The organism is Streptomyces sp. NPDC054863 (assembly GCF_053610825.1).
On sequence record NZ_JBSGZD010000201.1, the window covers coordinates 1 to 14,476 of the forward strand.

General features: G+C 72.4%; 10 protein-coding genes. 4 read left to right on the forward strand and 6 right to left on the reverse strand.

Annotated features, from left to right (window positions below; translation table 11 throughout):
* Positions 1-54 precede the first annotated feature (54 nt).
* Complete coding sequence (locus ACWGIG_RS27565) at positions 55-1,659, reverse strand: phosphodiester glycosidase family protein (protein WP_453324378.1); 1,605 nt, start codon at positions 1,657-1,659, stop codon at positions 55-57.
* 145 nt (positions 1,660-1,804) lie between these two features.
* Positions 1,805-2,815 carry a MerR family transcriptional regulator gene (locus ACWGIG_RS27570; protein WP_453324387.1) on the reverse strand — a complete coding sequence of 337 codons (1,011 nt, stop codon included), beginning with the start codon at positions 2,813-2,815 and terminating at the stop codon, positions 1,805-1,807.
* A gap of 269 nt (positions 2,816-3,084) precedes the next feature.
* Between ACWGIG_RS27570 and ACWGIG_RS27575 the strand changes: the two genes are divergently transcribed.
* The gene (locus tag ACWGIG_RS27575) at positions 3,085-3,396 is read left to right on the forward strand and encodes a CU044_2847 family protein (RefSeq protein WP_453324379.1); all 312 of its coding nucleotides are present in this window, start codon (positions 3,085-3,087) and stop codon (positions 3,394-3,396) included.
* A 65-nt stretch (positions 3,397-3,461) separates the two neighbouring features.
* Positions 3,462-7,952: an nSTAND1 domain-containing NTPase gene (locus tag ACWGIG_RS27580; protein ID WP_453324380.1), complete on the forward strand. Its 4,491-nt coding sequence runs from the start codon at positions 3,462-3,464 to the stop codon at positions 7,950-7,952.
* Between the two features lie 103 nt (positions 7,953-8,055).
* Here ACWGIG_RS27580 and ACWGIG_RS27585 read toward each other — a convergent pair whose 3' ends face one another.
* Positions 8,056-9,231, reverse strand: a complete 1,176-nt coding sequence (locus ACWGIG_RS27585; RefSeq protein WP_453324381.1) for an RNA polymerase sigma factor — start codon at positions 9,229-9,231, stop codon at positions 8,056-8,058.
* Positions 9,228-9,635, reverse strand: a complete 408-nt coding sequence (locus ACWGIG_RS27590; protein ID WP_453324382.1) for a YciI family protein — start codon at positions 9,633-9,635, stop codon at positions 9,228-9,230. Before ACWGIG_RS27590 ends, ACWGIG_RS27585 begins: the two co-directional genes overlap by 4 nt.
* Before the next feature lie 234 nt (positions 9,636-9,869).
* On the opposite strand from ACWGIG_RS27590, the gene ACWGIG_RS27595 reads away from it, so the two are divergent.
* Both ACWGIG_RS27595 and ACWGIG_RS27600 read left to right on the forward strand, forming a co-directional pair.
* Complete coding sequence (locus tag ACWGIG_RS27595; protein WP_453324383.1) at positions 9,870-11,468, forward strand: alpha/beta hydrolase; 1,599 nt, start codon at positions 9,870-9,872, stop codon at positions 11,466-11,468.
* Positions 11,469-11,593: 125 nt separating this feature from the next.
* Positions 11,594-13,309 (forward strand): chitinase, encoded by a 1,716-nt coding sequence (locus ACWGIG_RS27600; RefSeq protein ID WP_453324384.1) that lies wholly within the window; start codon positions 11,594-11,596, stop codon positions 13,307-13,309.
* 131 nt (positions 13,310-13,440) lie between these two features.
* On the opposite strand, the gene ACWGIG_RS27605 is transcribed toward ACWGIG_RS27600, so the two are convergent.
* Together ACWGIG_RS27605 and ACWGIG_RS27610 are read right to left on the reverse strand one after the other, a co-directional pair.
* Positions 13,441-14,001: an isochorismatase family protein gene (locus ACWGIG_RS27605; RefSeq protein WP_453324385.1), complete on the reverse strand. Its 561-nt coding sequence runs from the start codon at positions 13,999-14,001 to the stop codon at positions 13,441-13,443.
* A 46-nt stretch (positions 14,002-14,047) separates the two neighbouring features.
* Positions 14,048-14,476, reverse strand: a 429-nt coding sequence (locus ACWGIG_RS27610; RefSeq protein ID WP_453324386.1) for a class F sortase, incomplete at its 5' end; no start/stop codon positions are given.

Consider the following 14,476-nt stretch of genomic DNA (forward strand, 5'->3'; position numbering starts at 1 on the left):
GCCGTACGCAAGGCTCACCAGGCCACCCGCTCGCCCGGTCAGCCGCTCGCCCGGTCAGCGCGCCTGCCGCGCCCGTACGAGCAGCGCATTGCCGAGCGTCCGCTGACCGGCCGCGTCCGACGGCCGGTTGACGATCCCCACATGCCCCCCACGCGCCGCTGCCATGACGCTGGAGCCCCCGCCGTCGAGGTTCATCGCCTCGCGCGCGCCGAGCGTCCGCATCAGCTCCGCGGCCTGCGCGATGCCGAGCCCCTCGCTGTAGCCCGCCTGCCGGCCGTCGACGACGACCAGCATCAGCCTGCCCCGGTCGTCCACGCCGATCATCGAGCGCGGGTTGGCGCGCACGGTCCAGTTGTACGTGAAGGTCTGGTCAGGACCCTCGTGGATGACGCCGTCACCCCGCGCGTTGACCGACACCTTCCCGTCCCTGACCAGGGAAGGACCGACCTGGAGGATCGTGGTGTCGGGGGTGAGCGCCACCGGGCGTCCCGCGCCGTCCTGCACCTGCTCGGTGAACTTCAGCACGGCGCCCACCGCCGCGTGCTGCCGCAGCCAGCCGGCGCTCTCGCCGATCGCCTGGACGGTCGACCCCCCGGCGGGCACGCCCGCCCCGCGCGAGGCGTTCACCGCGGTCACCCGGCCGTGCGCGTCCAGTACGGCCTCCGCGCCCGCACCGGACGGCGGCTTGCCCCACTCAGGGGTGAACCGCACCAGCTCGCTCGCGTCCGTGCACTTCATGTCGTGCTGCGGCTTCTGGGTCGGCAGGTCGCCGCCGACGCCGCCGCAGTTCCAGACCTCCCCCGGCAGCCGGTTCACCCCGTCGACCTCGGTGCTCGCCGCGCCCGCCCTGAGCGTCACCCGGGCGGTGTACGTGTCCACGTCGGCGGACCGTCCGCCCCGGTTCAGCCGGATCCCCGCCCGGCCCTGGGTCGCGGAGCCGAGCAGCTTGCCGTCCTTGACGTAGAGGCCGCCCGGGGCGTCGTTGTAGAACCACTGCCCGTTGACGCCCGCCAGCGCGCCCGTCGAGGCCATGAGGTCGGTCAGCTTCTCCGTGCCGTTCAGCGTGGGCCCGAACTCGGTGCCCACCGTGCCGTCGAACGTACGGAAGTCGACCCGGAGCACGTGCACCTTCTGCGGTGCGCGGGCGTCGGTGCCGTCCTGGGCGGTGTAGCGCGTGCTGCCCGTGAACCCCGCCGCCCTGACTCTGCGCAGTTCGGCGTCCGCGGCTGCGGCGTCCGTGTACCGGCCGATCCGTACGGTCCAGCCGAGCGTCCCCGGCCGCTGGTCGGCGAAGGCGGGCGAGCCGACCCTCTCGACCCGGGGCCCGAACCCCTTCCCCCGCAGCGCCGCGGCCACGCGGTCGGCGGTGGCGCGGGGGCCGAGCGCCGTGGCGGCCGACCCGAGCGGGCCGTCGGGGAGGGCCGGCAGGTGGACGTGCACGGTCCACCGGTCGTCGGCGTCCTGCCCGCCCAGCGTCGTCGAGGTCAGCGTCACCCCCGGCGCCACGGTGGTGGTCCGGGGAGTGGAAGGCCGCGCCGGCACGGCTTCCGCGACGGACTGCGCGAGGGGCGAGGCCGCGGTGACCGTGGCCAGCGCCGCCGCCGCGAGGAGGGAGAGGAGAGAGGGGGAGGAGAGGGAGGAGAGGGACCTGCGCTGCATGTGCGTCCTTCCGTCGGCCGAGCGTCAACACAAGGCAAGACGGAGTGAATTACCGGGAGATGACTCGAAGCGCAACAACCGGCGCAGCCTCGGCGAAAGCCCGTGTCTCCTTTTCTCCCCTCCCTCTCCCGCACGTCTTCCCGGCTCAGGCCCCTACAGCCGCCGTCTGCACGTCCAGGGCCGCGCAGAGCCAATCGTGCGCAGATCCGGGGGTCGGCGCCGGGCGGCTGCCCGGCGCGGTGACCACCTGGGCCGCCAGCTCCCAGTACCGGTCGATACGGGGATCGGCCGCGAGCTGACCGGCCAGCATCCGCCGGAACTCCGGGGTGTCCCGGCCGCCGTACGCGCGCGCGTACGCGTGCACGAAGCTGTCCAGGGCCTCGCCCCCGCACGGCTCGGCCCCCCACCGCAGATGCGCGCCCGCCAGTTCGTACGCCTCGGCCAGAGCCGCGTACAGTACGGCCGATCCGTCGGCCCCCGCGGCCCGGTGCGCGGCGGGCTGGGGCCGCCCGGCCCCGGTGCACGGGCTCGTCGCGAAGGCGTGGAGCCGCGCGAAGGCGAGCACCTGGGCCGGCTGTGGGTCGTCGGGCGGCTGCGGGACCGCCAACTCCAGGAACGCGGCAGTCGACCCGGCCGGCATCCGGGCCGGCAGCCAGCCGCGCCAGAACCGGGCCAGCGAGTCCGTGGACGGCGGGGCGGTCACCGCGCCGATCAGCCGCAGCCGGTCCGCCCGTTCCCCCGGCGGACACTCCTGCACCAGCCGCAGCCCGGCCTCCCGCCAGCGCAACGCCTTGAGCTGCGAACCCAGTTCGCGCAACTGCCCCGCGACGGCGTCCTCCAGCACACTGCCCGCCCCGCACGCCGTGCCCGTCCCGCCGGCCGCCCCGTCCCCGTCCTTGACCCCGTCCCCGTCCTCGTTCTCGCTGTCGTCGAGGATGCGGCGCACTTCGCGGACCGGCAGGTCGAGGGTGCGCAGCGAGCGGATCAGCCGCAGCCGGTCGAGTGCTTCGGGGGCGTAGCGGCGGTGCCCGCCCGCGCTGCGGGAGGCCTCGGGCAGCAGCCCGCGCTCGGAGTAGAAGCGGACGGTCTTGACGGTGACCCCCGCATGCTCGGCGAGCTCACCAATGCTGCACAGACCGTCGTACGACGAGAACACCCGCACCCCCCGATGCCGCCCCGGCCAGGATCCGCCCGTGGCCCGTTGACACCAGGATACGGGCGGACCAGCGGTGACCGCCTGGACGCGGGCCCGGCCTGCCCAACGCGCCACCCGAGCACCCGAGTAGAGCGGAGGAAGGACCAACGATGCCTCCGGACCGCTACCTTGAGGCAGGGGCGCACCCGCCGAAATCCTGGGACTTGCTACGGATGGCGAACGCCTGAGGGCAGTTGAGTCAGGAGGAACTCATGGGGACTCTGGCGAGGATGACGCTCGATGACGGGGCCTCGATCCTGTTCGAAGCCTCTGATGCGGCCGAGGGGCCGGTGAAGGCCGGGCGTACCGGGGACACCGTGCGCGAGCTTCCTCGCAAACTGCAGGAATCCCTCCAGCCGGTCACGGAGCTGGCACAGGCCGCGCTGGAGCAGTTGCGGCAGGCGGGCCCGGACGAGGTGACGATCGAGTTCGGGGTGGACATGGCCGCCGAGGCCGGTGCGGTGATCGCGAAGACGGCGACCGGGTGTCATCTGAAGGTGACCGTCACCTGGCACCGTACCGGCGCCGTCGGCACCCCCTGAGACATGAGCCTGTCGTGGACACGGCGGGGCAGCGTGCAGTTGGCGGGGGCAGCGGTCGGTTGCTGATGGCGGTGGTTCAGATATGTTCCGCCACCGGTGGGGTCGAGGGCGTGGGCTTCCTGGTGGCGCCCGGGGTGGTGGTGACCTGCGCACACGTGGTCGAGGCGGCCGGCGCAGGCCCCGGTGACCCGGTGCGGGTGGTGTTCGACCACCTGCCGGGGACACCGGGCTCGACGGCCGAGGTGGTCACCGAGGCGTGGCGGCCCCGGGACGCGGAGGATGTGGCGTTCCTCCGGGTACAGGATCCGCCGCCGCACATCGCACCGCTGGCACTGGGACCGGCGGCCGGTGCCCGGGGGCACCCGGTGCGCTCCTTCGGCCACACCTCCGGGGGCCGGGAGGGCGGGCACTTCGGCTACGGGGTCGCCGGTGACCTGGTTCCCGACAACCGTCAAGAGGGCCCGGCGCTGCAGCTGACCGGGGCCAACGACCTCACCCAGGGCTTCAGCGGCGGCCCGGTCGTGGACGAGACCACCGGCCTGGTGATCGGCATGGTCAACTCCGTCACCCGTACCGACGCTGTCGGCCGCCTGGACGGCATTGCCTTCGCGACTCCCACGCAGGTCCTGCGGGCCATCTGGCCGGACCTGGAGATCAGCGACGTGTGCCCCTTCCGGGGCCTGGAGCCCTTCGCGACGGAACACGCCGCCTGGTTCCACGGCCGTACAGCGGCGCAGGACGCGGTCATCAGTGCCCTGACCGGGCGACGGGACGCGCTGATGCTGCTGGGCCCGTCCGGATCGGGCAAGACCTCCCTGCTCCAGGCCGGCGTACTGCCCGCCCTCGCCCGGGGCGCGGTGCCCGGCAGCGACCGCTGGCTCCCGCTCTTCCTGCCCCGCCCCGGCCCCGACCTCCTGGCCGCTCTCGACCAGCACGGCCTGCCCGGCGCCAGCACCCACGGAATCGCCACCGCAGCCCTTGAGGTCCTCGCCCAACAGCCCCGATACGCGCGCGTCCTGCTGGTCATCGACCAGTTCGAAGAACTCTTCACCCAGCCCGCCCCCAGCTCCGCCCAGAACCCGTACCGAACCTCGGCGCACGTCCAAGCCGCAGCCGAGCAACTGCTCCGGGCCCTCGCCTCCCACGCCCCGGTCACGCTCGTCCTGGTCATGCGCAACGACTTCTATCCCCAGCTGACCGACCAGACCCCCGCCCTGCAACGGGCCCTGCAGCCGCTCCTCGACATCCCCGCCCGCCTGACCCGCACCGACCTCCACACGATCGTCACCGGCTCCCGCGAACACCCCACCGCCGGCTTCGAGACCGGCCTGCCCGCCCGCATCATCAACGACATCCTCACCACCCACGACACCAGCACCGCAGCCTCCTGGCAGCAACCCGCCCGCACCACCCACGACATCGGCGCCGGCCCCCGGCAGCAGTCCGCCCGCACCGACCACGACACCAGCACCGCAGCCTCCCGGCAGCAGCCGACCCGCACCGCGCCCGCCACCTGGCTCACCGCCCTCCAGCTCGCCCTCCTGCAGCTGTGGCAACGCCGCGACGACGACGGCCGCCTCACCCACAGCGCCTACGACCGCATCGGCACGATCACCGGCGCCCTCGCCACCTGGTGCCAGCACGCCGTGGACCAACTCCCCGCCCCACAGCAGCCCACTGCCCGGCAGGTCCTCACCGCCCTGGTCCATCCCCCGGACACCAGCCTCCAACTCCCCGCCGGCCGCCGCTCCCTGCCACGCGAAACCCTGCACGAACTCCTCGCACCCACGTCCCCGCCCGCCACCGTGGACACGGTCCTGACCGCCCTGACCCAGCACCGGATCGTCACCCTCCGCCGCTCTCCCACACCCGTGGCGGAGGAATCCGGCCCGGCCAGGAGACGCCCGCCTCCCTCCGAAGCGGGCCGTGCCGCCGGTCCAGAGGTCGAACTCGTCCACGACTCACTGATCCGGGACTGGCCCGCCCTGGGTACGTGGATCGCCGAGGACCAGGAGTTCTACACCTGGCTGCACCGCGCCGAGGCCCAGCGCACCCGCTGGACCGCCCGCAAACGCGCCGGGGATCTCCTGCACGGCACCGACCTCGCCGCCGGCCTCGCCTGGACCCGTCAACGCGGGCTTCCCCGCCCCATCACCCAGTTCGTCCGCACCAGTCATCGCCGTACGAGACTCCGCACCCAGATCCTGACCGGGCTCCTCGTCCTGGCCCTCATCGCCGCCGGCCTCGCCGTCTGGCAGCGGCAGACGGCTGTCACCGCACAGCAGCAGTCGCTGTCCCGCCAGCTCGCCGCCCAGTCCGCAGCCCTCATCGAAGCCGACCCCGAACTCGCAGCCCTCCTCGCCGCCCATGCCTACCGCACCAGCCCCACCGAGGAAGCTCTCGCGAGGCTCTACCAGGCGTCCGAACTCCCCCTCCCACACCGCCTCACCGGCCACACCGGCCCGGTGACCGCGGCGGCGTTCAGCCCCGACGGCCGCACTTTTGCCACCGCAAGCTTTGACGGGACGGCGCGGCTGTGGGACAGCGCCACCGGCCGCTTGCGGTTCACTCTCAGGGGCCATACCGACGTGGTGGGTTCGGCGGTGTTCAGTCCTGACAGCCGCGTTCTCGCCTCGGTGAGTGAGGACGGGACGGCTCGGTTGTGGGACACCGCCACCGGCCATCTGCGGGCCACCCTCACCGGTCACACCGGCCCGGTGTACGCGGTGGCGTTCAGTGCCGTCGGCCGCACTGTCGCCACCGCCGGTGTCGACAGGACGGCGCGGTTGTGGGACACCGCCACCGGTCACCTGCGGTTCACTCTCACCGGCCATGCCGACGTGGTGGGTTCGGTGGTGTTCAGTCCTGACGGGCGCACCCTCGCCACCGGGAGCAGCGACGGGACGGCGCGGTTGTGGGACAGCGCCACCGGCCGCTCACGGGCCGCTCTCACCAGCCATGCCGGACCAGTGCACGAGGTGGCGTTCAGTCCCGACGGCCGCGTTCTCGCCTCGGTGAGTGAGGACGGGACGGCGCGGTTGTGGGACAGTGCCACCGGCCGCCTACGGGCCGCTCTCACGGGTCACACCAGCACGGTGACCGCGGTGGCGTTCAGCCCCGACGGACATACTCTCGCCACCGCAAGCTTCGACAGGACGGCGCGGTTGTGGGACACCGCCACCGGCCGCACCCGGGCCACTCTCACCGGCCACACCAACCCGGTGTACGCGGTGGCATTCAGCCCTGACGGCCGTACCCTCGCCACCGGGAGCAGAGACAACACGGCGCGGGTGTGGGTCACCGTCACCGGTCACCTGCGGGCCACTCTCACCGGTCACACCAACGCGGTGAGTTCGGTGGTGTTCAGTCCCGACGGCCGCACCCTCGCCACCGGGAGCAGCGACAGGACGGCGCGGCTCTGGGACACCGCTGCCGGCCGCACCCGGGCCACTCTCACCGGCCATACCGACGCGGTGGGTTCGGTGGTGTTCAGTCCTGACGGCCGCACTCTCGCCTCCGCAAGCTTCGACGGGACGGCGCGGCTGTGGGTCACCGCCACCGGCCGCTTGCGGTTCACTCTCAGGGGCCATACCGACGTGGTGGGTTCGGTGGTGTTCAGTCCTGACGGCCGCACTCTCGTCACCGGGAGCAGCGACGGGACGGCGCGGCTGTGGGACAGCGCCACCGGTCGCCTGCGGGTCACTCTCACGGGCCATACCGACGCGGTGGATTCGGTGGTGTTCAGCCCTGACGGGCGCACCCTCGCCACCGGGAGCATCGACGGGACGGCGCGGCTGTGGGTCACCGCCACCGGCCGCTTGCGGGCCACTCTCACCGGCCATACCGACGCGGTGGATTCGGTGGTGTTCAGCCCTGACGGCCGCACCCTCGCCACCACGAGCATCGACAGGACGGCGCGGTTGTGGGACACCGTCACCGGCCGCCCACGGGCCGCTCTCACCGGTCACATCAGCACGGTGACCGCGGTGGCGTTCAGCCCCGACGGACATACTCTCGCCACCGCCAGCTTCGACAGGACGGCGCGGCTGTGGGATACCGCCACCGGCCTCCTGCGGTTCACTCTCACGGGCCATACCGACGTGGTGGATTCGGTGGTGTTCAGTCCTGACGGCCGCATTCTCGTCACCGGGAGCAGTGACAGGACGGCGCGGCTGTGGGATACCGCCACCGGCCTCCTGCGGTTCACTCTCACGGGCCATACCGACGCGGTGGGTTCGGTGGTGTTCAGTCCTGACGGCCGCATTCTCGTCACCGGGAGCAGTGACAGGACGGCGCGGCTGTGGGATACCGCCACCGGCCTCCTGCGGGCCGCTCTCATCGGCCACACCGGCCCGGTGATCATGATGGCGTTCACTCCCGACGGCCGTACCCTCGCCACCGGAAGCGAGGACCGGACAGTACGTCTGTGGGACACGCGCCTGCCGAACCAGAGCGAGGCGATCGACAGGATCTGCCGGGCGGTCGACCGCGATCTCACCTCGGACGAGCAGACGACCTACCTTTCAGGGCAGAAGTCCCCCGTGTGCTCCTCCTGAACAGGTCGCAAGTTTCCGCACGATCAGGTGGTGCCCCACGAACCGCACCGACGGGCTCACCGCCGTGCCGGAGCGGTGCGGGCACCGCCGCCGGGACCACCGCTCACCTGCGCAGCCGCGCATTGAGCCGGGCCGCCTGTCGCGTGAGGTGGTCGCGTTCGGGGATGTTGGGTGCTGAGCGGGCGGCCTGGGCGTAGAGCCGTGCCGCGGTCGCCGGATCACCGTCACGCTCGTGCAGGTAGGCCGCGACGGCGGCGTGCCGCGGCAGGGAGGGGTCGAGCCCCGCCAGGGCGGCCAGGCCGGCCCGGGGGCCGTCGGCCTCGCCCACCGCGACGGACCGGTTGAGGCGGGCCACCGGGCTGTCGGTGAGGCGCACCAGCTCGTCGTACCACTCGACGATCTGCACCCAGTCGGTCTCCTCGGCGGTCCGGGCGTCCGCGTGGAGCGCGGCGACGGCCGCCTGGGCCTGGAACTCGCCCAGGCGGTCGCGGGCGAGGGCGCTCTGGAGCAACTCGACGCCCTCGGTGATCAGTTGGGTGTTCCACAGGCTGCGGTCCTGCTCGGTGAGCGGCACCAGCCTGCCGTCGGGGCCGGTCCTGGCCGGGCGCCGTGCGTGGTGGAGCAGCATGAGCGCCAGCAGGCCCGCGACCTCCTCGTGGCCGGTTCGGGCCGCCAACTGGCGAGTGAGCCGGATCGCCTCGGCGGCGAGGTCGACATCGCCCGAGTAACCCTCGTTGAAGACCAGGTAGAGCACGCGCAGCACCGTGGCGACGTCACCGGCCCTGTCGAACCGGACGCCGGAGACCGTCCGCTTGGCCCGACCAATGCGCTGGGCCATGGTCGCCTCCGGCACCAGGTAGGCCTGGGCGATCTGCCGCGTGGTCAGACCGCCGACCGCGCGCAGTGTGAGCGCGACGGCCGACGCCGGGGTCAGGGACGGGTGCGCGCACAGGAGGTACAGCTGAAGCGTGTCGTCCACCGCCTCGGCCCGGCCGGGCAGGGGCTCGGCCTCGACCCGCTCCTCGCGCCGCCGCCGGGAGGTGTCGGCGCGGACGGCGTCGAGGTACTTGCGCCAGGCGACCGTGATCAGCCAGCCCTTCGGGTCCCGCAGCGGGGGTCCCCCGCTCGAATCGCCGGGGGAGGAGCCGTCCGGCCACGCGCGCACGGCCTCGACCAGGGCGTCCTGCACGGCGTCCTCGGCCGCCGCGAAGTCTGCTCCGCGACGGACGAGGACACCGATCACCGAGGGCACCAGCTCCCGGAGCAGCGACTCGTTCACTCGGTGGCCGTGGACTGCACGCCGTAGAACGGCCGTACCTCCAGCCACTCGTGGATCGGCTTGCCACCCGCACCCGGAGCCGCGGACAGCTCGCCGGCCAGCTCCAGCGCGCGCTCGTAGGTCTCGACGTCGATCACCATCCAGCCGGCGATCAGGTCCTTGGTCTCCGCGAACGGGCCGTCGGTCACCGGCGGTCGCCCCTCGCCGTCGTAACGGACGAACGTGCCCTCCGGGGCGAGCGCCTGGGCGTCGACGAACTCGCCGGTGCCTTCGAGCCGAGCGGCGAAGTCACGCATGTACTGCAGGTGGGCCGAGACCTCCTCCGGCTCCCACTGGTCCATCGGCGCGTCGTTGACCGATGCCGGCGCGCCCCGGTAGTGCTTGAGCAGCAGGTACTTGGCCATCGTCTTCTCCTTGGTGAGGTACGGCCCATTGTGGCCGTGTCTGCTCCTGGGACGGAGCCGGACGCGGGTTCTCGACATCCCCTCGCGAAATTTTCTGGCGGACTCCGAAGATTCTCAGAGACTCCGTGCCTCGGCGACCGCTTGAACCTCCCCCTGGGGGAGTTCCTACTCTGCGGCGAGCGGGGCCGGAGGATCGGGCCGGTCCCCGGAGACGACGTACCGAGGAGGACCCCCATGACTGCATTCATCCTGGTGCCGGGCATGTTCACCGGCGCACACGTGTGGGAGAGCACCGCCGCCCGGCTGACCGGGGCGGGCGCCGAGGTGCACACCGTGGCTCTCACCGGAATCGACGCTTCGGGCGGTCGTACGGAGGGGCTGACGCATCACCGCACGGAGGCGGGCGTCGATCTGGAGACGCACATCGCGGACGTCACCGCGGTCATCGACTCGGTCCGCGCGGCGTCGGACGGGGCGGCCGAAGGGGGCAGTGGCCGGGAGATCGTGCTGGTCGGGCACGACTACGGCATCCACCCGGCGGTCGGCGCCGCCGACCGGCGCGCCGAGCACCTCACCCGCGTCGTCTACCTGGACTCCGGCATGCCGCAGGACGGCGTCCCCGCTGTGGCCGCGCTGCCCGACCAGTCCCTGCGCGCCCAGCTCGTCGAGCGTGCAGAAGCGGCCGGAATCGAGGGTGAGTTGGCGGCTCCGGCGCGCGACGAGTGGCAGCGCTGGGGGAGTGTCGAAGGGCTGTCCGACGCCGCGCTGGACCGGCTCACCGCGCTTGCCGCACCGCAGCCGCTGGCCACCCTGCTCCAGCCGCTGAAGCTCACCGGTGCGGCGGCCACGGTGCCCACCACCGGGGTGCTGTGCACCGGCAACGGTGCGAGCATCGAGATGCTCCAGCTGGTGGTGGGCCTCGGCGACCCGGCCCTGCACGCCCTGACCGACCCTTCGGTGAGCTTCTTCGAACTCCCCACCGGGCACTGGCCGATGCTGTCCTGCCCCGCCGAGCTGGCCGAGGTGCTGCGGCAGGCGGCGGCGGGCGAGGGACACCGGCTGAAGCCTGCCGACGCCGGCGGAACACCTCCGCACCTGGAGCCGTTCCTGCTGGACCTCCCCGACATCCCCCGCGAGCGGACCGGGAACGTCGACCTGTACGTACCCGCATACGCACCCGAGGCGACCGGAGCGGCCCGTGCCGCGGCCCCGCTGCCGGCCGTGGTCGTCGTGCACGGCGGCCCGGTGCCCGCCGGTGCGCAGCCGACCCCGCGCGAGTGGCCGACCCCCACGGGGTACGCCCGGTACGCGGCTGCCGAAGGGGTGGTGGGCGCCACCCTCGACCACCGGCTGCACGACATCACCGACTACCCGCGCGCCGCCGCGGACATCGCCGCCGCGGTGGAACTCGTACGGGCCGACCCGAGGGTGGACGCGGACCGCGTCGCGCTGTGGTTCTTCTCCGGCAGCGGGCCGATCACGGCCGAATGGCTGGCCTCGCCCCCGCCGTGGCTGCGCTGCCTGGCGGCCACGTACCCGATCCTGGCGCCGATGCCGAACTGGGGACTGACCGGCAGCCGCTTCCACCCGGCGCAGGCGGTCGCCGAAGCGGGCGCTCTGCCCGTCGTGGTCACCCGGGCGGGGCTGGAGGTGCCCGCGATCGCCGCCACCGTCGAGGAGTTCCTCACCGCGGCGAAGGAGTGCGGGGCGAACGTCGAGGTGGTCGACGTGCCGAACGGACACCACGGCTTCGAGACCCTCGACCCCACCGACGCGTCACGCGAAGCCGTGCACCGGGCGATGCGTACGGTACTGGCCCACCTGAAGGCCTGACCCCCCGGAACCCCCCTTTGCTGTCAGAGGTCTTGACAACTCAAATGGTCTGGACCAGCTTGTACCCCCAACGGTGGCCACCGTCTCCCCATCCCCGCCCCCACTCCTCTCCCCGGAGGCAGCACGTGGACCGCCAACGCCTGCCCGCAAGACGTCGCCCGGCCCTCACGGCCGCGCTGACCGCCGCAGCCCTCGCCGCCGTCGGCATGGCCGCAGCACCCGTCACACAGGCCGCCGAGCAGATCGCCGACGTGAATGTGGCCAAGAACGCCGGATTCGAATCCGGGCTCTCCAACTGGACCTGTACCGCCGGGACGTCGGTCGGCTCACCCGTCCACGGCGGTACGTCCGCCCTCCGGGCCACCCCGGCGGGCCAGGACCACGCCCGCTGCTCGCAGTCCGTCGCCGTCAAGCCGGGCGCGACGTACACCCTGTCCGCCTGGACCCAGGGCGGCTACGCCTACCTCGGCGCGAGCGGCACCGGCGCCACCGACGTGTCGACCTGGTCGCCGGGCTCCACCGGGTGGAAGCAGCTGACCACCACCTTCAAGGCAGGCCCGAACACCAAGTCCGTCACGGTCTACACCCACGGCTGGTACGGCCAGGCCGCCTACTACGTCGACGACGTCTCCGTCTTCGGCCCCGACGGTGGCGGCGGCACCGACCCCGAGCCCGGCATCCCGGCCACCCCCGCGGACCTTGCCGTCGGTCAGCCCACCTCGTCCTCCCTGGCGCTGTCCTGGTCCGCCGTCTCCGGCGCCTCCTCGTACAACGTCTACCGGGGCGGCACCAAGGTCCAGTCGGCCACCGGCACCTCCGCGACCGTGACCGGGCTCACCGCCGACACCTCCTACGATTTCCAGGTCACCGCAGTGAACTCAGCAGGCGAATCGGCCAAGTCGGCGACCGTCAGCGGCCGTACGTCCAAGGGCGGCACGGGCCCCGGCCCGAACCCCAACGTCCCCAAGCACGCCCTGACCGGCTACTGGCAGAACTTCAACAACGGTGCGACCGTCCAGAAGCTCCGCGACGTGCAGTCCCAGTACGACATCATCGCCGTCTCCTTCGCGGACTCCACGGCCACGCCCGGCCAGATCGTCTTCAACCTCGACCCGGCAGTGGGCTACACCAATGTCGCCGACTTCAAGGCGGACGTCGCGTCGAAGAAGACGGCCGGCAAGTCCGTGATCATCTCGGTGGGCGGCGAGAAGGGCAACGTCACCATCAACAGCGACGCCTCCGCGACCGCCTTCGCCAACAGCGCGTACCAGCTGATGCAGGAGTACGGCTTCAACGGCGTCGACATCGACCTCGAACACGGCATCAACTCCACCTACCTGTCGAAGGCCCTGCGCCAGCTCTCCGCGAAGGCGGGCCCGGGCATGGTCCTGACGATGGCCCCGCAGACCATCGACATGCAGTCGACCGGCACCGAGTACTTCAAGGCGGCGCTCGCCGTGAAGGACATCCTCACGGTCGTCAACATGCAGTACTACAACAGCGGTTCGATGCTGGGCTGCGACGGCAAGGTCTACAGCCAGGGCTCGGTCGACTTCCTCACCGCGCTCGCCTGCATCCAGCTGGAGGGCGGCCTCGACCCGTCCCAGGTCGGCCTCGGCGTCCCCGCCTCGACGCGCGGCGCCGGCAGCGGCTACGTCTCCCCGGCCGTCGTGAACAACGCCCTGGACTGCCTCACCAAGGGCACCGGCTGCGGCAACTTCAAGCCGACGAAGACCTACCCGGCCCTGCGCGGCGCGATGACCTGGTCCACCAACTGGGACGCCACGGCGGGCAACGCCTGGTCGAACGCGGTCGGCCCGCACGTGCACGGCCTGCCGTAACTCCCCCTCGAATCAGGGCCGTTGCTCTCCTCCGCCTGCGTGACAGGGCAGGAGAGCAACGGCCCGCGTCATGGCGCGAACGCCGCATCCTCCGCCGTCACTTCTCGAACGTCGTTATGTCTCGAACGCCGTCACCTCTCGAACCTCACGTCCGCCGCCCCCGCGACGACCTCCACCTCGTCGCCCAGCGCCCACTCCGCGACCCGCGACACCATCGCCGCCGGCACGGCCCCGCTGATGCCCTCCGCGGCCGGGATGTCGTACGTGCCGTGCGCGTCGTGCGGCAGGACGACCCGGAAGCCCAGCTCCAACGCCGTACGCGCCGTCGCGCTCACGCACATCTCCGACATCACGCCGCACATCGCCAGCCCTCGTACACCCGCCTCCTTGAGCCGCTCGGCGAGCGGATTCTCCTCGAAGCCGTCGTCGACGGTCTTGTGCAGCAGCAACTCGCCCTCCGCCGGCCGGAAATGCAGCCGCCACCCGTCGGTGCCGGGCTCGTCGTCGGCGCCGGGCGGCCCGTCGTTCTGCAGGTGTACGACGAGGGCGCCGGCCGCACGGGCGGCGGCCAGCAGCGTCGCGCCGCGGTCCAGCAGCCGGTCCGCGCCGGGCACCGGGTTCGTACCGGTGACGAAGGCCGCCTGCACGTCGACGACCATCAGGGCCTGGACGGGGTCGGGGCAGTAAGTCATGGGCCCCATCCTGCCAAGGGCCGCGCCGGTACCTCGGAACAGGTCCTCAGTCCGGGGTGCGTTCCACCCCGGTGAGGTACGCGTACACGACCGTGTTCGCCGAATAGCCGCCCTCCTTGGAGAACGTGCCGCCGCAGGTGATCAGCCGGAGCTCCGCGCGTGCCGAGTGCCGGTAGACCTTCGCGCTCGGGAACTCCTCCTTCTCGTACTCCTCGACCGCGCCGACGGTGAAGACGGCGGTGCGGCCGTCCGCCCGCGCCACGCGCACCTCGCTGCCCGGTTCGAGGGCGTGCAGGCCGTAGAAGGCGGCGGGCCCGTGGCTGGTGTCGTAGTGACCGGCGACGACCGCGGTGCCGGTGCTGCCGGGGACGACACCGCCACGGTCCCAGCCGGCCAGGTTCGCGTCGTCGGGCGGCGGCGGGACGAGCGCGTTGTCCGCGTCCCGGCCCAGCTCCGTCAGGGGCGCGTCCACGTC

Coding starts and splice junctions, on each gene's coding strand:
- ACWGIG_RS27605 (WP_453324385.1), bottom strand. CDS start 14,001: ATGACTTACTGCCCCGACCCCGTCCAGGCCCTGATGGTCGTCGACGTG.
- ACWGIG_RS27580 (WP_453324380.1), top strand. CDS start 3,462: ATGGCGGTGGTTCAGATATGTTCCGCCACCGGTGGGGTCGAGGGCGTG.
- ACWGIG_RS27590 (WP_453324382.1), bottom strand. CDS start 9,635: ATGGCCAAGTACCTGCTGCTCAAGCACTACCGGGGCGCGCCGGCATCG.
- ACWGIG_RS27575 (WP_453324379.1), top strand. CDS start 3,085: ATGACGCTCGATGACGGGGCCTCGATCCTGTTCGAAGCCTCTGATGCG.
- ACWGIG_RS27595 (WP_453324383.1), top strand. CDS start 9,870: ATGACTGCATTCATCCTGGTGCCGGGCATGTTCACCGGCGCACACGTG.
- ACWGIG_RS27565 (WP_453324378.1), bottom strand. CDS start 1,659: ATGCAGCGCAGGTCCCTCTCCTCCCTCTCCTCCCCCTCTCTCCTCTCC.